16 protein-coding genes, 2 tRNA genes and 1 pseudogene are annotated in these 17,844 nt (G+C 61.0%); 5 read left to right on the top strand and 14 right to left on the bottom strand.

The features are described 5' to 3' along the window. Positions 1–38: 38 nt before the first annotated feature. Positions 39–239 (top strand): annotated as a pseudogene (locus ACI3KW_RS06890) (autotransporter outer membrane beta-barrel domain-containing protein); the annotation flags it as partial. 98 nt (positions 240–337) lie between these two features. Here ACI3KW_RS06890 and ACI3KW_RS06885 read toward each other — a convergent pair. The 7 genes from ACI3KW_RS06885 to ACI3KW_RS06855 all read right to left on the bottom strand — a co-directional run bounded on the left by ACI3KW_RS06885 (position 338) and on the right by ACI3KW_RS06855 (position 7,048). Further along, positions 338–568 carry a hypothetical protein gene (locus tag ACI3KW_RS06885; RefSeq protein ID WP_404847457.1) on the bottom strand — a complete coding sequence of 77 codons (231 nt, stop codon included), beginning with the start codon at positions 566–568 and terminating at the stop codon, positions 338–340. Between the two features lie 58 nt (positions 569–626). Beyond that, positions 627–1,754 carry an ABC transporter ATP-binding protein gene (locus tag ACI3KW_RS06880; protein WP_404847456.1) on the bottom strand — a complete coding sequence of 376 codons (1,128 nt, stop codon included), beginning with the start codon at positions 1,752–1,754 and terminating at the stop codon, positions 627–629. Positions 1,755–1,779: 25 nt separating this feature from the next. Then, positions 1,780–2,631 carry a carbohydrate ABC transporter permease gene (locus tag ACI3KW_RS06875; protein WP_404847455.1) on the bottom strand — a complete coding sequence of 284 codons (852 nt, stop codon included), beginning with the start codon at positions 2,629–2,631 and terminating at the stop codon, positions 1,780–1,782. Continuing rightward, a complete protein-coding gene (locus ACI3KW_RS06870; protein ID WP_404847454.1) occupies positions 2,621–3,556 on the bottom strand; it encodes a carbohydrate ABC transporter permease in 936 nt (311 codons plus the stop codon). Before ACI3KW_RS06870 ends, ACI3KW_RS06875 begins: the two co-directional genes overlap by 11 nt. A gap of 56 nt (positions 3,557–3,612) precedes the next feature. Then, the gene (locus tag ACI3KW_RS06865) at positions 3,613–4,827 is read right to left on the bottom strand and encodes an ABC transporter substrate-binding protein (protein ID WP_404847453.1); all 1,215 of its coding nucleotides are present in this window, start codon (positions 4,825–4,827) and stop codon (positions 3,613–3,615) included. An 84-nt stretch (positions 4,828–4,911) separates the two neighbouring features. Continuing rightward, positions 4,912–5,721, bottom strand: coding sequence for a DUF4037 domain-containing protein (locus tag ACI3KW_RS06860; RefSeq protein WP_404847452.1), 810 nt, complete (start codon positions 5,719–5,721; stop codon positions 4,912–4,914). A gap of 4 nt (positions 5,722–5,725) precedes the next feature. Beyond that, positions 5,726–7,048 (bottom strand): alpha-L-fucosidase, encoded by a 1,323-nt coding sequence (locus ACI3KW_RS06855; protein WP_404847451.1) that lies wholly within the window; start codon positions 7,046–7,048, stop codon positions 5,726–5,728. Between the two features lie 213 nt (positions 7,049–7,261). On the opposite strand from ACI3KW_RS06855, the gene ACI3KW_RS06850 reads away from it, so the two are divergent. Continuing rightward, complete coding sequence (locus ACI3KW_RS06850) at positions 7,262–8,275, top strand: LacI family DNA-binding transcriptional regulator (protein WP_404847450.1); 1,014 nt, start codon at positions 7,262–7,264, stop codon at positions 8,273–8,275. A gap of 931 nt (positions 8,276–9,206) precedes the next feature. Here the strand turns inward: ACI3KW_RS06850 and ACI3KW_RS06845 are convergent. The 6 genes from ACI3KW_RS06845 to ACI3KW_RS06820 form a co-directional block, all read right to left on the bottom strand. Then, entirely contained in the window at positions 9,207–9,596 is a 390-nt protein-coding gene (locus ACI3KW_RS06845; RefSeq protein WP_262167310.1) for a hypothetical protein, read from the bottom strand. Further along, positions 9,596–10,348 carry a 23S rRNA (guanosine(2251)-2'-O)-methyltransferase RlmB gene (gene rlmB / locus ACI3KW_RS06840; RefSeq protein WP_404847449.1) on the bottom strand — a complete coding sequence of 251 codons (753 nt, stop codon included), beginning with the start codon at positions 10,346–10,348 and terminating at the stop codon, positions 9,596–9,598. Before rlmB ends, ACI3KW_RS06845 begins: the two co-directional genes overlap by 1 nt. A gap of 84 nt (positions 10,349–10,432) precedes the next feature. After that, positions 10,433–10,517, bottom strand: a tRNA-Tyr gene (locus tag ACI3KW_RS06835). 157 nt (positions 10,518–10,674) lie between these two features. After that, complete coding sequence (locus ACI3KW_RS06830; RefSeq protein WP_404847448.1) at positions 10,675–11,526, bottom strand: sugar phosphate isomerase/epimerase family protein; 852 nt, start codon at positions 11,524–11,526, stop codon at positions 10,675–10,677. Between the two features lie 85 nt (positions 11,527–11,611). Continuing rightward, a tRNA-Gly gene (locus tag ACI3KW_RS06825) sits at positions 11,612–11,685 on the bottom strand. Between the two features lie 70 nt (positions 11,686–11,755). Then, positions 11,756–12,739, bottom strand: a complete 984-nt coding sequence (locus ACI3KW_RS06820) for a PAN domain-containing protein (RefSeq protein ID WP_404847447.1) — start codon at positions 12,737–12,739, stop codon at positions 11,756–11,758. Between the two features lie 406 nt (positions 12,740–13,145). On the opposite strand from ACI3KW_RS06820, the gene ACI3KW_RS06815 reads away from it, so the two are divergent. The 3 genes from ACI3KW_RS06815 to ACI3KW_RS06805 are packed head-to-tail and all read left to right on the top strand — an operon-like array spanning position 13,146 to position 16,073. Beyond that, a complete protein-coding gene (locus ACI3KW_RS06815) occupies positions 13,146–14,327 on the top strand; it encodes a polysaccharide biosynthesis/export family protein (RefSeq protein ID WP_404847446.1) in 1,182 nt (393 codons plus the stop codon). Between the two features lie 30 nt (positions 14,328–14,357). Then, the gene (locus ACI3KW_RS06810; protein ID WP_404847445.1) at positions 14,358–15,146 is read left to right on the top strand and encodes a family 16 glycosylhydrolase; all 789 of its coding nucleotides are present in this window, start codon (positions 14,358–14,360) and stop codon (positions 15,144–15,146) included. Between the two features lie 33 nt (positions 15,147–15,179). Further along, positions 15,180–16,073, top strand: a complete 894-nt coding sequence (locus ACI3KW_RS06805; protein WP_404847444.1) for a polysaccharide pyruvyl transferase family protein — start codon at positions 15,180–15,182, stop codon at positions 16,071–16,073. A 241-nt stretch (positions 16,074–16,314) separates the two neighbouring features. On the opposite strand, the gene ACI3KW_RS06800 is transcribed toward ACI3KW_RS06805, so the two are convergent. Then, positions 16,315–17,808 (bottom strand): lipopolysaccharide biosynthesis protein, encoded by a 1,494-nt coding sequence (locus ACI3KW_RS06800; protein WP_404847443.1) that lies wholly within the window; start codon positions 17,806–17,808, stop codon positions 16,315–16,317. Positions 17,809–17,844 lie beyond the last annotated feature (36 nt).

The raw sequence follows: 17,844 nt of genomic DNA, 5'->3' as shown, positions 1-17,844 counted from the left end.
GCTTTGCTGGCGCTGTGACAGCATGGCGATGACGACGGTACGCCTATCGCCTGTATCAAGGGAGCGTCAGCACGCCTACAGATGGTGACTGGTACTTGCGGTCCGCCTTGATCAATGGGACTACCCCGACGGGGCCGCTTTATCAGGCCGGAGCTCCGGTCTACGAGGCCTATGCGGCGATGCTGCAGAGTTTCAACGAGCGTGAAACCCTCCAGCAGCGCGTCGGCAACCGGTCCTGGACGGCCGGTATGATCGAAACGGGCGCCTTGCCCGAAGCGGTCGGCGCCAAGAGCGGCATCTGACGGCCGATGCCGGGCAATCTCGTAAATCCGGTCAGTCAGCTTGGTATTGTCGCGGCTGCCATGGGATCGTATTCGGCGGTCCGCAGAATGCCCCATTCCGGTCGTCGTAATCGATCCGAGAAATTCCCAAAGCTGCCATTCGCGTCGGCGGACTTAAGGTCCAGAGCAGCCATTTCGAGCGAGAGCGCCGCGTCGACATACATGTCGTCCTGATAGGAGATCGGGACTGCATTGGCAGCCAGCCGCTCCGTCGGGCCGACGGACACCGTTGCCGACGCCGAAATCGGCCAGGGTGTCGATTGTGTCGGGATCGCCGGGACGCCTTTAGTCGCGGGCGGTCTTGGCCTCGACGCGGGGATCGATGCGGCGATAGACCTCTTGATGGTCGGTCAACCGAATGCCAGTCTCCATGTCGAAAAGCAGGATGTTGGCGGCGTCATAACTAAAGCTGATCGGCTCACCTGTGGCGAGCTTAGGTCGATTGCCTAATACAGCAACGACATTGTCGTCGCCGGCCTCGAGCTGCAAGTGCGTTTCCGCTCCGGTCGGTTCGATGCTGCGGACGCTGGCGGCAATGCCGTCCGAAGTCAGCTCGATATGCTCGGGGCGGATGCCCAATTGGATGGATCTGCCATCATATTTCGCCGGAAGCGGGGGCAGGGGCCAGAGAACGCCATTTGCGGTCTGTAAGGCGGGAGCACTATCGGCATCGATCACGACGCCTTTAATCAAGTTCATGGACGGCGAACCGATAAAGCCGGCGACGAAGCTATTGGACGGGGTGTCGTAGATGTCGAGCGGCGTGCCGACCTGCTCGATATTGCCCGAGCGCATCACCACGATGCGATCGGCCATGGTCATGGCTTCCATCTGGTCGTGCGTCACATAGATCATCGTGGCGCCGAGCCGATGATGCAGGGCCTTGATCTCGCTGCGCATCTGCACCCGCAGCTTGGCGTCGAGGTTGGACAGCGGTTCGTCGAACAGGAACACCGCCGGATTGCGCACGATGGCGCGGCCCATGGCCACGCGCTGCCGCTGGCCACCGGAAAGCTGGCGCGGATAGCGATCAAGCAGCATGCCGATATCGAGAATGCCGGCGGCGCGGTTGACCTCGGCCTCGATCTCGTTCCGGCTGCGCTTGGCCAGCTTGAGCGCAAAGGCCATGTTGTCGCGTACCGTCATATGCGGATAAAGGGCATAGCTCTGGAATACCATGGCAATGTCCCGCTCTTTGGGCTCGAGGTCGTTGACCACGCGATCGCCGATCTCGATTTCGCCATCGGTTATGGATTCAAGGCCCGCGATCATCCGCAGCAGGGTCGACTTGCCGCAGCCCGAGGGGCCCACCAGCACTACGAATTCACCGTCGCGCGCGGCCAGGGAGACGCCGTGAAGGACCTCGGCGGTACCATAGGCCTTAACGGCATTGCGGATGGTAATACTGGCCATTCAATTGCTCCGTAATTCTGAGGGTCTAGCGCCCACCCATGCCGGCATTGAGGGCGATGGAATTATAGATGAGCTTCTGCAGCAGGATCGCGAGGATGATGCCTGGCAGCATGGAAAGCGTGGCGCCGGCCATGATGTAGTTCCAGGCGGTGCCTTGCTGCGTCTGGAACAGGGTGAGGCCCACCGGCAGCGTGGCATTGTCGGCGCCGGTCATCACGATCAGCGGCCAGAGGAAGTTGTTCCACTGCCCGATGAAGGTGAAGAGCGACAGCAGCCCGATTGCCGGCATCGACAATGGCACGATGATGCTGACCAGGATTCGCAATCGCGAGGCGCCATCGATCCGTGCCGCTTCTTCCAGTTCGGTCGGGATGGACATGAAGAACTGGCGCAACAGGAACGAACCGAACGTGCCGAACGCCACCGGCAGGATCACGCCCTGGAAGGTATTGACCATGCCCAGATTGTTGACGATCAGGAACAGCGGGATGATCAACATGATGCCGGGCACCATGAGAGTGGCGAGATAGCCCATGAGCAGCGCATCGCGCCCCGGAAATTTAAGCCGCGCAAAAGCGTAGCCCGAGAGGCACGAGACGACCACGGTGATGACCGTGACGCTGACCGAGACGATCATGCTGTTGAGGAAGAACCGCCCAAACGGCAGCTGCGTCCACGCCGCGGCGAAATTGTGCCACTCGAACACGTTGGGCAGGATACGCACGGGAATGGCCAACACTTCGGCATTGCTGCGCACCGCGTTCGACACCATCCAGAAGAACGGGAAGAGAAACAGCAGCGCCACCAGCGCCAGCGCGCCGTGATTGAGGATGTCGAGCGCCAGCGCACCGCCGCGGGATTTGGCCTTAATTGTCATAGTGCACCCATTTGCGCTGGAGCCAGAATTGCATCGCGGTAAGCGCCATGATTATCGCGAACATCACCCAGGCGATGGCCGAGGCGTAGCCCATCTGAAAATTCTGGAAGCCCTTCTGGTAGATGGCATAACCCAGCGTCGCCGTGGCATTGCCCGGCCCGCCGCGCGTCATCACATAGATTTGGTCGAACACTTGCAGGGAGGTGATCGCGGTCATCACCGTGCCGAAGAACAGCGTCGGCGAGATCATTGGCAGCCGGATTTTCCAAAATCGGTCCCAGGCCGTGGCACCGTCAATGCGCGCCGCTTCGAGATAGCTTTGCGGCACCATGTCGAGCGCTGCATTGAACAGCACCGTATTGTAGCCCACACCCGCCCAGAGCGTGACCACGATCACCGCCTGCATGGCCAGTGTCTGGTCGGTCAGCACGCTCGGCACGTGGATCGACAATGTGCCCATGACGAAGTCAAAGAAGCCGTCCGGCGCGAAAATCAGCATCCACACGATGGCGACGGCAATGCCCGGCGTGAAGGTCGGGAGAAAGAAGATCACCCGGAACCACTTCTGCCCGACCTTGAGGCTGGATATCCAGACCGCCAGTCCCAGCGAAATGATCAGGTTCAGCACCAGATATTCGGCCGTGAAGAACAGCGTATTGCGCAGCACCGGCCAGAATTGCGGATCGGCAGTAAACAGGCGGGTGTAGTTGGCGAAGCCAACAAAGGCAGGCTGGCCCAGCAGCTTCCAGTTGGTGAAACTCAACACCACCGAAGCGATGATCGGCAGCACGAGAAACAGGATCACGCCGATCAAGCTGGGCAGCAGGAAGAAGAAAGCGGTGCGCCCTTCTTTCACGTCTAGCCGGTTGCGGCGGCGTGCGGCCGGCCGGCTCACCGTTATGGCAGTCTCTTGCGCAATCGTCATTAAGTCCTCCTCCCCACCTCTCCCTCGAAAGGGAGAGGTGGCCGGGCCTCCTGGCTTTACATCGGCAATTGGCTCTGGATATTGGCCAGCACTTCTTCGGTGGTGCTGTCGCCGTTAAGGGCCAGCGGCATGTACTGGGTCACCAGGTTTTCGAACTCATTCCAATATTCGTTGAGGCGGAATGGGGTGGAGTGCTCGAACATGTACTGCAGCGTTTCGCGTGTGCCGGCCACATCTTTGGCCGCGACATCGTACCAATAGGTCTGCTCGGCGAGACGACCGGGTAACGCGCGGCCAGCCGAAGCCAGGATTTCCGCCGCCTTGGGGCCGGTCAGCACCTTTAGTGCCTTATAGGCCTCTTCCTTGTGTTGGCTCGCGGCGGCAATGCCCCAACCGGACCCGGCGGTAATGAAGCGGGATTCGCCCTCGCCACGCGGCAATGGTGCAACGCCAATGTCGAAATCGACGCTGTCCTTGGTCTGCAGCAACACCCAGGGGCCGTCGATATACATGGCCGCGCTGCCGGCAGCGAAGCGGCCGCTGCCAGTAATGGCGCCCGTGCCCGAGGCAAAGACCGGTGAGGCCTTGTCGACCGCAACGAGATCGGAGAATTTGGTTACCGCATCGACATAGCCGGCATTGGTGATGTCGAACTGGTTGGAAGCATTGAAATATTCCGCACCCAAGGCGACCGGACCTGCAATGAAGTCGAACGCCTGCACGGCGTAGCCGTAATTCCCGCCCTCCGTCAGCGCATCCGCCGCGGACTTGAAGTCGTCGAAGGTCCAGTCCAGTGCTGGCTCTTTCAGTCCCGCCGCCGCGAACTTGTCGCGATTATAGTAGACCAGCCAGGGACCCACATCATAAGGCAAGGCATATTGGGTACCGTCATGGCCGAGCCCGGCAATGATCGAGGATTCGAATTCGGCAGTGTCGAGCCCGTCGGCCTCCATGTACGAATTAAGCGGCTCCAGGATCGAATAAAAGCTCGGCATGCGCATGGACTGCATCGCCACCAGATCGGCGATCTGGCCCGACGATGCCAGCACCGGGAGGCGGGTCCAATAGTCGGTCCAGCCTGAAAACTGCGGCGTCACCGTGATGTTGGGATATTCGGCCGTGACGAGATCGGCCAGGCTCGTAAAGAGCGCGGTATCGTTCTCGTCGCCCCACATTTGCCAGGTCAGGTTGACCTGTTCCTGGGCATGGGCCGTGGCAATCAGTGAACTGCCGGCCAGAGCCGCAGCAGCCAGAACAAGCGAAAGTCTCACGATAGTCTCTCCTCTGATATCGTTCGGTTTGTCGTTTTGTTCGTCCGGAGTTCTTGAGCCCCGGCATAAAGCTGGCAGCCTTTGTCAGGCCGCCACCAGCAGTTCCAGATCGGCGATCATGGCAATGAAGTCCTGGCGCTGCCGTTTGAGGGCATCTGCGTCACTGCCGGCACTCAGGATCGATGTCATGCGGGAAACGAAATCCGGCGGCAGGCGCTTGAGTTCTGCCGCCATCGGCAGGTTCCAGCCATCGCCCGGGAAATAGGCGCGGTTGAGCGCGAACACGACCTGCAGGATCGCATTGGCGAGCTTGCCCGTGAGCCCCACCAGAAACACCAGATCGCGGCGCGCGACCTTGCTCTCATAATGGTAATCCTGGGCCCAGTATTGCAGCACCTCCCAATATTGCTGCAGCACCGAGGTCGCGAGCTCCTCGGGATAGACAGCAAGCTGCTGCTTCCAACCGCGCAACACCCCCTCGGGATCGAAAGTGATCTGCTGGTTGGCCAAGTCGGTCGGCAAATGATAGCCCCATATCGTCCATTCGAACGTCTTGGGCACGGCAGCGCCGCCGATCCACGCATCAAGATCGCGCCGCACGCCGGCATAGCTGCGCATCCACACGCCATCCATGCGAAAGCCCCGAGCTTCCCATTCCCGCATGGCCCGCTCGAACCGCTGCCACTGCTCGGTCTGCCTGATGTCAGGACCGCGATACGCATCCGCATAGACGCGAAAATCATAGTCCGATTGCTCATCCGACCGCCCCTTGCCACGCGACCCCGCCAGAGCTACGGCGCCATTGCCGTTCTCGGCGAGGTCGGCGATCAGCGGCGTCATCGTTGCAATGAGGTCGGCCTCGCGATCCAGTGCGCCGGTGTCGGGCTCGAGCACCGCCTCAATCCTTGAGGATCAGTTCGATCACCGGCACCACGACGTCCGGCTTGATCACCGGCAGTTCCAGCGTCAGCATGCTCTCGCCGACGGCCACCCCGATATTGGAATCCACCTCGGCCTTGGGATCGAGCCAGTGAATTTCGCTGCCGTCATGCAGGAATTGTGCGTACTTCACCCTGCCGCCTAGCCCATCGATGTGGATATGGCGGAACGGCCAGTTCTGTACATGCAGATAAAGCCGGTTGCCCTTCTGGGTGAATTTGGTGCCATTGGGCGCCGTGAAGGCCGATGGCCCAGCCCCATAAATCGAGCGCCCGTTGAGCCGCAGCCACTCGCCATAGGTTTCGAGCGCGGTGATTGCCCGCCTATCGAAGGTGCCGCGCGCCGTGGGCCCCACATTCATCAGCAGGTTGCCGCCCAGCGACACCGTATCGATGAGAATATTGATGAGTTGCCCGGCGTCCTTCCAGGTGCTCTCGTCGCGGTGATAGCCCCAGGAGCCACTGAAGGTGTGGCACACTTCCCAGCGTACCGGCTTTCCGTTCACCGTCGGCGCCACGCGCGGCGTGTATTGTTCCGGCGTCGCCAGGTCCTTGGGGAAATTGCCGTCGGTCGGCAGGTCAAGCCGGTCGCCGACGATGATGTTGGGCTGCAACTGACGAACCAGGCCAATCAGCTCTTCGCTCTGCCAGTCATCGCGGCCCTTGCCGGGCATGCCGCGATATTCGCGCTTGGGGTAGCTGAAGTCGAACCAGATGACGGAGATATCACCGAAATCGGTCAGCAATTCGGTGACCTGGTTACGCATATATTCCGCATATTTGCCGACGTCGCGCGTCTTGTTCATCTCGATCGCATCGGGATAGTTGCGCAGCGGGTGGATGCCGTCGATCGGGAATTCGGGATGGTGCCAGTCGATCAGCGAATAATAGAAACCGACCTTGAGCCCCTCGGCCCGGTAGGCCTCGACATAGGGCTTGAGCAGGTCCTTGCCATAGGGGGTGTTGGTCGCCTTGTAGTCGGTGAACTTGCTGTCCCACAGGCAGAAACCTTCATGGTGCTTGGCGGTCAGCACCACATATTTCATCCCCGCCTGCTTGGCGCGCCGCGCCCATTCGCGCGGATCGTAGAGGTCCGGATCGAAGTTCTCGAAATATTTGGTGTAGTCCGCCGGGGCGATTTCCTCGCGATGCTGCAGCCATTCATGCCGCGCGCCCAAGGCGTAGAGACCAAAGTGGATGAACATTCCGAAACGGTCATCCGTGAACCAGGCCTTGCCCGGCGTCGTGTCAATACCACCGCCAAAAGTGAGAGCGCTATCCAACGTTGATTCCTCCTCTTCCGATATTATCGAACCGGTTCGATAATTATCCTCTTTTGATGGGTCGCCGAAGTCAAGCCAAAATCGTTAACCCGGTGCGATGCTACATTTGCATTGCGCAGGAGACGAAAAATGGTAGCTATTGCGACGAGATACGACAACAGAGCCATGCTGCGAGCACGGTTTGGAGTGTAGAAGCGGTTCGAGAAAGATTCGATGGCCACCATCCGAGATGTTGCCAAACTTGCCGAAGTGTCGGTCTCGACAGTGTCTTTGGCGCTCAGCAATCCGGGCCGCGTCAGCGCGAAAACCCTTGAGCGTATTCGCCAGGCGGTTGCCGCCGTGGGCTACGTCGCCGACCCTTTGGCTCAGAGTCTGGCCCGTGGCCGCAGCCGCATGATCGGTTTCGTCGTCGGCAATGTGGGCAATCCGTTTTTCGGCGACATCCGGCGGGAGCTCGAAAACTACGCCCTCGAACACAACCACTTCGTGCTCATCACCGATTCCTCGGGTGACCCAGACCGCGAGCAGGCATTGGTCGAGCACCTCATCGGCCTCAAGATCGCCGGTCTGGCGCTGGCGCCGTCAAGCTTTGGTCCGGAATACGTGAATTTCATCCAGAGCCTCAAGGTGCCGATGGTCTGCTTCGACCAGAAGGTCGCGGGCATTGAGCGCGATTTCGTCGGTTCGGATAACTACTTGGCCGGCGCCATGCTGACTGAGCACCTGCTGCAATTGGGCCACCGGCGCATCGCCTTCATCGCCGGCCCGCAGCATATGCACACCGCTTCGGAGCGCTATCGCGGCTTTGCCGAGACCATGGCCAGCGCCGGCGTCGAGGTGAACCCCAATTACGTGGTCGACGGCCAGTTCACCCGCTCGGGGGGCTATGGCGCGGCCATGCGCCTGCTTATCCAGCCCGAGCGACCCACCGCAATCCTGGGCGCCAATAATGCCGTCGCCCTGGCTGCCCTTCAGGCCATGCAGGAACTGGGCTTCAACTGCCCCAACGATATTTCGCTGGCGATGATCGATGATGTGGCCTGGAGCAATGTCATCACCCCGCGCATCACCATGGTGGTGCAAGACACGCTCAAGCTCGGCGGCATCATCGCGCGCCGCCTGCTGCACCGCATCACCAATTCGGATGCCGCGATCGACCCGCCGCAGGATTTCGTGCTGAGCCCAAAATTCGTTCCCGGCAACTCCTGTCGACGAATTTCAAGTTAGTTGCTGCTCATATGGAACAGGTACAAGCCTTGAATAACACGAGTTCTGAGTGAACCCACGTTCTGCATGTTGATCTGACCGACCTCCAGAAGACGAAGATGCCTTCTTCAATCGTAAGGCCTTTTTCCATCCTTCATTCCGGCCGTTGGCCTCCGTTGCAGGAGGCGCCGAGAACCCGGAGGCGTGGATTTTCGGCGTCCCTTGGGGTGGGGGCTCCCCCGCTTTCGCTCTTGCCTCTCGCCCTTGTTGGTCGCCTGCGCGCCCGTGCTGGGCCTTCGGCCATCTCGTCCTCATAGCGCGCCGTTTCGACCACACTTTCCGAGCTTTCCAAGCCTGTTGGTCTCCAGCGTCGCAATCAGTACGGCCCATTACAGGGAGGTCAGTCGATGACCTTGTCGCACTCGACTATGACCTGCGAGGCCGGCAGATTGGTCACCGCGAAGTGGACTACGATCCACGGCATTTCACCCCTGCACAACACGATTGCATCATCAGCGGGAGTGGGGTGACGAGCATCTCCCGCAGAGGAGGGCCGACTACGAGGGCCCTCAATGTCGGAGCGGTCAACGAGCCCGTCATCCTGTTCGGCATCTTGGCGGCGCGTATCGAAATCGGCGATGGGTCTTCCTTGGCTTCGAGCATGTCAATATACCACCGGGCCAGGGTACTGCCGGATACCACCGGGCCAGGGTACTGCCGGCCGGGAAGTAGGCAATGCGCGGGCCAAAGGCGCCCAATGGCAGCAGGTTTTAACTGCTACCCAAGCTATTTTCCCCCTAGACGGGCTACTCCTGCGACTTGATACTTGGCAGGTCCGATATCGACACAACGGACACCCAATCAGACCTAAACCTCTGAATACTGCGAGTATGTGTTACAGGCGAGCAAGCTTTGGAAAATCCGTATCGCTAGCAACACCTGCAAGTAGTCTCTATTCCTCGTCGTCCTCGACATCGGTGAGATAGACCGAGATTTCGATGTCGATGCCGTAGGCGGCGATTGCTGCGGCCATGTGGGCGGGCAGGCGGGCTGACATGGCTTCGCCATTCTCGGGGTAGTCGAAGGCGATGTCGAGCACGGCCTTGCCGATGCGGCGGTCGTCCAGCATGGCGGCGATGGCGGGGCCGGAGCGCTCGGCCAGTTCCAGCAGCGAACGGACCGGATTTTTGACCGCGATATCCACCTGGGCATAGTGGCTGTCTTCGGCGTCCTCGGGCTCGAAGCGGGTGCACAATTGCTTGAGCGCCGCATCGAGTTCGTATTGCGTGACGGTAACGCCCGACAGGCGCAGCGCGATGGCGAAGGGCTCGAAGCTAGTCATCAGGATCGTCCGGCAGTGGCCGCAAACAGAGCAATGGCGGCGGCGTTGGAAACGTTCAGCGATTTGATCGGGCCGGGCATGTCCAGCTTGACCATTTCGTCGCAGAGTTCGCGAGTGCGCTGGCGCAGCCCCTTGCCCTCGGCGCCCATCACGATGGCCAGCGGCTGATCGCCACTGCGTGGCTTGAGCTGATGTTCTGATTCAGAATCAAAACCCAGCACTAACATACCGCGATCCTTGAGCTTTTGCAGGGCGTCACCCAGGTTGCGCACCTCGATCATCGGCACCAGATCAAGCGCGCCGGAGGCCGATTTGGCCATTACGCCGGTTTCGCGCGGCGAGTGGCGGGCGGTGGTGATCACGGCGTCGGCGCCGAAGGCGCAGGCAGTGCGCAGAATCGCGCCGACATTATGCGGGTCGGTGATCTGGTCGAGCACGACCACGAGCCTGAGCGGCTTGATGTCATCAAGGCCAAACCGGCTCACCGGATCGACTTCGAGCGCTGCGCCCTGATGCACGGCATCGTCGCCCAGCAGGCGGTCGAGCTCCTTGGGCGTGGTTTCCTTGACGGTCACCTTGCCGATTTCGCCGGTGTCCTTGAGCCGCATCAGCGCATTGGGCGTGGCCAAGAGCACTTTCTTGATGCGATTCTTGTTGTCCAGCGCGGCGCGCACCGTGTGCAGGCCATAGAGATAAACCGGGCCGTCATCAGGGTTGTAACGCGGCTTTGGCGGAAATTTATTGATGCTCATAGGGCAGGGGTATCGCCTTTGCGGCGCGCCAGCAAGCGGGGCGCCGCGGCGCGCTCTAAACCGTGTGTTTTTCGAGGGGGGCGTTGGTGGAGGGGACTGGATTCGAACCAGTGTACGCTAAGCGGTCAGATTTACAGTCTGATGGATTTAACCACTCTCCCACCCCTCCACTGACAACGTCGCGCGAGCGGGACAACGAAGCGCTAGGCGTTTCGTCGGGCGGTTTATGGTGGTCTGTGACAACAGTGTCAACACCCCTTCCGCCATTGCCCGCAAGAAATCGGTTAGGCAGGGGAAAAGTATCTGATTTTTCCAGGGGATGCTTCCTAAGCCCCCGCCGCCCAGCTCTTGCGAATAAACGTCACGCCTTCCGCGAACAATGTTTCGAAATCGGGGAAGAGCGGCCGCCAGACGCGGGTGGCGGCGGCGAGCTCGGGCAGGCCGGCGCCGAAAGCTTCCAGCACGACCCAGCCATCAAAGCCTGTCTGGCGCACGGCGGTGAAGACTTCGGCGAAGTTGATCTGGCCGCGGCCGGGAATGCCCCGGTCGTTCTCGGAAACATGCAGCACGCCCATATGCTTGCCCAGCGTGGCGATGGCGCGGGATTGGCTCTGTTCCTCGATATTGGCGTGGAACGTGTCGTACATGATGTGGAAGGTGGGGTGGTCAACTCTATCCACATAGGCGCGGGCCTGGGCCATGGTGTTGAGGAAATAGGTCTCGAAACGGTTGAGGTGTTCCAGGCTAAGATAGACGCCATTGGCCCGGGCGCGGTCGGCCAGGGCATGGTGGGCCTCGGCGCCATAGCGCAGCTCATCCTCGGTCGGCCCGAAGCCGGTGAAATGTCCGATCGGCGCGTGGATCGGCCCGCCAACGCTTTCGGAGCCCAGGGCAATGGCGCAGTCCAGCGCCCAATCGAGATGGTCCATGCCCGCCTTGCGGATCTCGGAATCGCTGCTGATCGGGTTGGCGGCGATGGAGGGGATCACCGAGGTGCTGGTGCGGCGCAGGCCGATAGCGTCCAATTGGCGCCCGAGCCATTGGTAATGCGCCACGCTGCCGCGCAGGATCGGGATTTCCACCCCATCATAGCCGAGTTCTTTAAGCCGCCGAATCTGGGGCAGGTGCTGCTCTTCGATAAACCCGCTAAGGCAGAGCAAATTGATGCCGACCTGCATGCTTCCTCCTCGATCCGTCACGGACTCTATGCAGCACTCTTGCCACACAAAAGCGGCAACGGGCAGGGCGTAAAGAGGGGAGTTTTGGAGCGGGTAGCGGGAATCGAACCCGCATATTCAGCTTGGAAGGCTGCTGCTCTACCACTGAGCTATACCCGCCCGGTCGGAGTGATCCGAAGCAGTGATCGATTAGCCCGACAGGGGGCTTAATGGCAAGCCCCGTGATGGCCTACTCCAGCGGGATCACCTCGGTCGGCGCCACCTTGGTGCCGTTGACATCAAGCACGCCATCGAAGCCGGCCGCCAGGAAGGCGCCGGAAATGGCGTGTTCATAGGGCTCGGTGCGGCCCATGCCGCTTTTGAGGAAGCAGTTGGGGCCGGTCTTGATGGTGGGGTTCAGATTGATGGTCATGGCCGAGCATTGCTGGTTGTCGACGCATGCCTGGAAGCATTGCTCGAGCGTTTCGGCCCGAATCTTGTCGACATCGGCGCCATAGAAATCGAGGCCTTCATAGATGGCGAAGCGCGCTACGCTTTGCGATGGCGTATTGCCGCCGCCACTGCTTGCCGTGGTGGTTTCAGGCTCGGAGCGGGGGCTTGTGCCTATGGCCGTGAGCACATCTTGCGGCAATTGGCGGAACTGGGCGAGCGTGGTGTCGAGCTGGTTGGGATTGCGGTCGATGCGCAGCTGCGCGACCTCGTCGGCGCTAAAGACATATATCTGGTCCGCGCGGGTGCGCAGCATGCGGTTGATGACGGCTTGCGGTGTGCCGAAGCCGGTCAGAATACCCATAATGTCGGTCACCCCGAGCTGGGAGGCGGCATTGCTGTCCCCGCCGTAGAAGTGATGCACGCCCAGTTCGCCCTGATCGAGCCGCGCCGCCCCTGCGAGAAATACGTAGGCGCAACTGGACTGGCAGATGGAATTGGGCGGGATATAGGTGTTGATACCGCGCCGGTAGACTTCGTCCGCCAGCAATAGCGCTCCGGCCATGGTGCCACCGTCGCTGGAGAGTACCAGCGTCTTGATATTGGGCTGGCTGGCCAGCACGGCCTTGAAGTCGTCGGGCGTTTGATTGCTGATGTCGCCCGCCAGAATGGCGAAATCGAAGCCGGCCCCGGGCACGATGAAGGCGCCCTGACGCGCGAAACCGGCCGAAAAAGCCGGGCCAATGGACAAAACGAGTGCCAAAACGGCAACCAGAATACGCATGTTACGCCTCGATCAAGCCAGCGAACTGTCTTAAATCGAGGCTGGGCCATGAGTCCAGAACCTGCGCAGGCGGCAAATTTTCTTTTGCCTGGCGTTGCTTAGCGAACACGCCGTTTTCGTCCTGCGTAGCGCGGCTTTTTTGCGGCGGCAGTTTCCCTTTGAGCGCAGGGCTGGGTTGAGCCGGGCGGGCGAGCCAAGCGCGCGAACCATGCTAGGGTGCTGATAACGTTTTAGGGATGGACCGGTGTGCGGCACCGTTGTTCTCCCCGCAGCCAAGAAGAGGCTGGCGCGTACGGCCCGGAAACAGGGCCTTTACCGATCGTTCCGGAAGCTCAATCACGAGGCTTGGCCCATGAAGAAAGCGACTCCGTTCCGGCCCAATGTCTTGCGCCGAGGCGCTCTGGCAATGGGTTTGGTCGTCGCACTGAGTGCGGCGTCCGCTGCTGCGGAACCCTACACGCTCAACGTCTCCGACAAGATCAACGTTCGCGTGGTCCAATGGAAGGCGGCCGAATCCACCTTCGAGGAATGGACGGCTCTGGGCGGGGAATATGTCGTGGGCCCAGCGGGCACCACTGCATTCCCCTTTGTGGGGGACGTCGAAAGCGCCGGCAAAACCTCGCAGGATCTGGCGCGTGAATTGGCCGATGGCCTCAAGCAATCGCTTGGCTTGGTGGTCTCGCCCAATGTGAGCATCGAAATTGCCGAGTTCGCCCCGATCTATGTGGCGGGCGATGTGCAAGCGCCGGGTGAATACAAATTCCTGCCGGGACTGACCCTGATCAAGGCGCTCAGCCTTGCCGGGGGCGAGCGCCGCGGCGCCGATGCCAATTCCCGGGCCGAGCGCGATGTGCTTACCGTTAGCGGCGCTTATCAGGTGCTGCAGGATGAACAACTGCGGCTATTGGCCAAGCGGGCGCGCATCGATGCCGAACTCGCCGGACAGGACACGATCGTGCCCCCCGAGCAGTTCGCCGGGGTCGAGGGCGTCGAGCCGCTGCTGGCCGACGAGCAAGCCGTACTGGTAGCCAATCTCAAGGCACTCAATTCGCAAAGCACGGCGCTGGATAGCCAGACCACCGTGCTGCAGCGGCAGATCGAGACTTTTGGACAAAAGCGAACCGCCACCGAACGCCAATTGTCGGTGGCCCAGGAGCAACTGACCAATGTGCGCTCGTTGGCCAATGACGGCCTGGCCGTGGTGTCGCGTGTCGCTTCGTTGGAAACCAGCGTGGCCGATTACGAAACGCGCCTGCTCGATATCGATATGGCCCAGTTGCAGGCGCAGCAGGCCATTGGCGATGCCGAGATTCGCCGCACCGACCTGGCCGATAGTCACGCTTCCCAACTCACTGTCGAGCGGCAGGAGGTCGAGGCGCAATTGGCCGAGGTCAATCTCAAGCTCGCCACCCAGCAGGGTCTGGTGCGCGAGGCTGTAGCCTATTCCGGCGTTGCGCCGGGCACGGCCGGCTCGCTCGCCAGCTACACCTACAGCATTGTCCGCGACGGCGAGGAAATCCCCGCCGAAATGTCGACGCCGGTTTTGTCCGGCGATGTCGTCCAGGTCCGCCTGATTGTTGCCGAGTAGTTTTGCGTTTTAGTGATTGGAGTAAAGCCCATGCCCAGCGTCAGCCGCCTTGCAGCCTCCGCAATTGTCGCTCTGTGTTGCCTTGCCACGCCCGCTCTCGCCCAAAGCGCCAGCTTCTTTGACGATTTTGATACGCTCAATGGCCAGCGTTGGTATGTTTCGGATGGCTGGGCCAATGGCGCGCACCAGAATTGCACCTGGTCTGCCGGGCAGGTGAAGACGCAGGACGGCAGGCTCAAGGTGGGCTTTGCCCCGAGCAGCGGCGCTGGTGGCCGCAAATATGCCTGTGGGGAAATCCAGACTAAGACGGCGTTCGGCTACGGCACGTTCGAAGCCCGCCTCAAGACGCCGGCCGGCTCTGGCCTCAACGCCGCGTTTTTCACCTATATCGGCCCGCAACAGGGCAAGCCGCATGATGAGCTGGATTTCGAAATCCTGCTCAAGGACACGAGCGTTGTCGAGACCACCAGTTTCGTCAATGGCGTCAGCGGCGACGGCGAAGTGGGCAGCGGCATGTCTCATCAGCTGCCCTATAGTTCAGACTCCGATTTCGTCAATTTCGCTGTCACATGGACGCCGGGACGACTGGATTACTACATCAACAACCAGCTCGTTCGCACCATGACCGAAAGCTATCAGGTGCCCAACAATGCCATGCGCATTTTCTTCAGCCTGTGGGGCACCGATACGCTGAGCGAGTGGATGGGCTCGTTCGCGCCGCCCAGCGGGCCGATCGCCATGGACGTGGACTGGGTTGCCTTCACGGCGCAGGGCGAAAGCTGCGCTTTTCCGCAATCGGTGCTTTGCGCGCTGCAATAGCTGGCCGCCGGCCAATCAGAAAAGGGATTTTGAATGAAGCTGGTGTTCTTCCGCGGCAAGGTGCCGAATTTCGGTGATGAGCTTAATACCTATGTCTGGCCACAGATTTTGCCGGAAAGGTTTCTGGACGAAGACGAAAGCGAGCTGTTTGTCGGCATCGGCTCGATCATCGGCACGCATTTGCCCGAGACGTCCCGCAAGTTCGTGATGGGCTCGGGCTATGCCGGCTATATGGGCCTGCCCGATGTGCATGACGGCACTTGGGACATCCGCTTTGTGCGCGGTCCCAAGACCGCCGAAAAGCTCAAGATTTCACCTGATCTGGCCATTTGCGACAGCGCCATCCTGCTACGCCAGATGGAACTGGCCAAACCCGCGACCGGCATCGACGTCGCCTTCATGCCGCATTACGAAAGCCTCGAGCGCGGCCCTTGGGACGAAGCCTGCCGGCTGGCCGGCATCAAGCTGATCGACGCCACCGATCCACTCGAAAAAGTCATTGCCGAGATCAAGGGCGCTCGCGTGCTGATCACCGAGGCCATGCATGGCGCCATCGTGGCCGACGCGCTGCGTACCCCCTGGATCGGCGCCAAGCCGATCTTTGCCGGGCATCATATGAAGTGGCTCGATTGGTCCGGCGCACTCGATATCGAGCTGCGCATGCATGAACTCAAGCCATCCAGCGTGCTCGAATATTATATCGGCCGCACCGGCCGCGGCGGTCCCGCCGGCAAGATCGGCGCACTGAGCCGCAGCCCATTGGCGGCGATCCCCAATGCGCTTTTGACGCATTCGGCGGCCCGGCATCTGCAGAGAATGGCGACGTATGAGCCCCAGCTGAGCAGTGATGCGAAGATTGCTGAGGTGACGGAGAAGGCCGCGGCGGCCGTGGACGGGTTTGTGCGGTCGCGGTTGGCGGTGAGCTAGGTAAACCGCTAGCTACGCCGACGGGCCGTTAACAATGGGGCACTCAACCGCCCCACCCACAATGTCATTCCGGCGCAGGCCGGAATCCATTCTGTGAACTCTCCACTACAGCTATCCGTGGAGGGCCTTCAGCATGGATTCCGGCCTGCGCCGGAATGACACCGTGAGTAGAACTGGAACTTGGGTTACCCGCGGCCTAGCACCTCCCCCTCGATGGGGAGGGTGCAGCTCGGGGCTCCCCCTACGCTTTCGCCTTGCGCTTCTTCAGCACCATGCCCTTGACCGCCAGCAGGCGCTTGCGGGCCAGCACCAGGATTGCACCGCCATACACTGCCGCGCACACGGCCACTGTTGCCGCCAGCCGCAGCACGGGGTGGGCGTCGACCAGCTCCAGCTTCACAAAAATTCCCGCGCCGATCATCAGCGCTGTCGCCAGCACGGGCGTGGCGAAGGTCCCCAGATAGGCCCAGGCCGATACCCGCAGGATGCGGATGACCATGTGCACCGAGGGCGGCCACATGATGAAGTTCTGGATGACAAGGGCCAGCGTCAGTGCGTTGACGCCCCATTTGTAGAACAGCACGACGTAGAGCACCGTCGTGACCTGCTTGCCGATCAGGTAATAGAACCACAAATCGGCCTGGCCCTGGCTCTTGACCAGCGAGGACTGCAGCACGCCGATGCTGGTGATCAGGCCCAGCAGGCAAAAGGCCTGCACAGCAGGAACCGCTTCCACCCAATTGTGCCCAAAGGCCAGGGGCACGAAATCGTCGGCGATCAGTGCCAAGCCCATGAAGACGGGGAAGGACAGCACCGACGAAGCAAATGTGCCGAGGAAATAGGCCTCGCGCAACTTGTCCCGCTCGTTCTGCAGCGAGGATAGCAGCGCGTAGGACACCGAGCTCAGCGCGCCGGTGATGAGGTCGGTCAATATCTGGAAAATGCGGCGGGCAAAGCTGTAAATGCCAAGCCCGGCGGGGCCGAGTAACGTGCCGATCAGCAATTGATCGATGCTGACCAGGGTGATGATGCGATTGCCAGAGGCAAAGAGGCCAAAGCTGGCCAGCTCGCGCAGGGCCTGGAAGCTGAAGCGGAATTTGGGGAGCCAGCGTACTGAGACCAGCGCGCCGATACAGGTGGTGATGGCCGTGGCGAGCTGGGAGAAAGCCAGTGCCCAGAGACCGAATCCCAGCCATAGCAGCGCCAGGCACAGCAGCGCCGCCACGACCGAGGCGACGGTGGTCCGCATCGCCAGCTTCTTGAACGACATGGAGCGGACCAGCAGCGCATTGGGCACCGCTGCCGCCATGTCGAAAATCACCCTGATGCCGATAAAGGGGAGGAGGGCGGTGAGAATGGGTTCGTTGAGCTGATTGGCCAGCGGGAAGGCGGCAAAACACAGCCCGGCATAAATCAGCAGCGCCGCTCCGGTGCAGAGCCAGAACACCGTATCGAGATGGCGCGGCTCGATTTTGCTGCGCTGGATAATGGCTTCGCTGAACCCGGCGGGGGCGATGGCGGTGCCGAGCATGGCGATGCTGGCGGCATAGGAGACAATGCCGAATTCGGCCGGCGAGAGCACGCGCGAGGTCGCCATGAAGACCAGGATGCCCAGCGCGGCCGGCGCGAAGCTGTTGACCACCGACCACAGCACGCCACGAATGGCTGCGCCGGAGCGGTTGGTGCGGACATGGTCGAGCACAGGGCCGCGACCGATCTCATTGGTAACACTCATATTTACTCGATACGGGCCGGTTATTTGCTGCCCGTG

Origin of the sequence: Devosia sp. ZW T5_3, from assembly GCF_044987315.1 — a bacterium.
GTDB lineage: Bacteria > Pseudomonadota > Alphaproteobacteria > Rhizobiales > Devosiaceae > Devosia.
Note: the sequence above shows the minus strand (reverse complement) of the source record. Positions and strands in the feature narration are given on the sequence as shown.

What these genes read in the sequence shown, in the direction of transcription:
- ACI3KW_RS06880 (WP_404847456.1), bottom strand. Translation starts at nt 1,754, where the DNA reads ATGGCCAGTATTACCATCCGCAATGCCGTTAAGGCCTATGGTACCGCC.
- ACI3KW_RS06875 (WP_404847455.1), bottom strand. Translation starts at nt 2,631, where the DNA reads ATGACAATTAAGGCCAAATCCCGCGGCGGTGCGCTGGCGCTCGACATC.
- ACI3KW_RS06870 (WP_404847454.1), bottom strand. Translation starts at nt 3,556, where the DNA reads ATGACGATTGCGCAAGAGACTGCCATAACGGTGAGCCGGCCGGCCGCA.
- ACI3KW_RS06850 (WP_404847450.1), top strand. Translation starts at nt 7,262, where the DNA reads ATGGCCACCATCCGAGATGTTGCCAAACTTGCCGAAGTGTCGGTCTCG.
- ACI3KW_RS06845 (WP_262167310.1), bottom strand. Translation starts at nt 9,596, where the DNA reads ATGACTAGCTTCGAGCCCTTCGCCATCGCGCTGCGCCTGTCGGGCGTT.
- rlmB (WP_404847449.1), bottom strand. Translation starts at nt 10,348, where the DNA reads ATGAGCATCAATAAATTTCCGCCAAAGCCGCGTTACAACCCTGATGAC.
- ACI3KW_RS06830 (WP_404847448.1), bottom strand. Translation starts at nt 11,526, where the DNA reads ATGCAGGTCGGCATCAATTTGCTCTGCCTTAGCGGGTTTATCGAAGAG.
- ACI3KW_RS06820 (WP_404847447.1), bottom strand. Translation starts at nt 12,739, where the DNA reads ATGCGTATTCTGGTTGCCGTTTTGGCACTCGTTTTGTCCATTGGCCCG.
- ACI3KW_RS06815 (WP_404847446.1), top strand. Translation starts at nt 13,146, where the DNA reads ATGGGTTTGGTCGTCGCACTGAGTGCGGCGTCCGCTGCTGCGGAACCC.
- ACI3KW_RS06810 (WP_404847445.1), top strand. Translation starts at nt 14,358, where the DNA reads ATGCCCAGCGTCAGCCGCCTTGCAGCCTCCGCAATTGTCGCTCTGTGT.
- ACI3KW_RS06805 (WP_404847444.1), top strand. Translation starts at nt 15,180, where the DNA reads ATGAAGCTGGTGTTCTTCCGCGGCAAGGTGCCGAATTTCGGTGATGAG.
- ACI3KW_RS06800 (WP_404847443.1), bottom strand. Translation starts at nt 17,808, where the DNA reads ATGAGTGTTACCAATGAGATCGGTCGCGGCCCTGTGCTCGACCATGTC.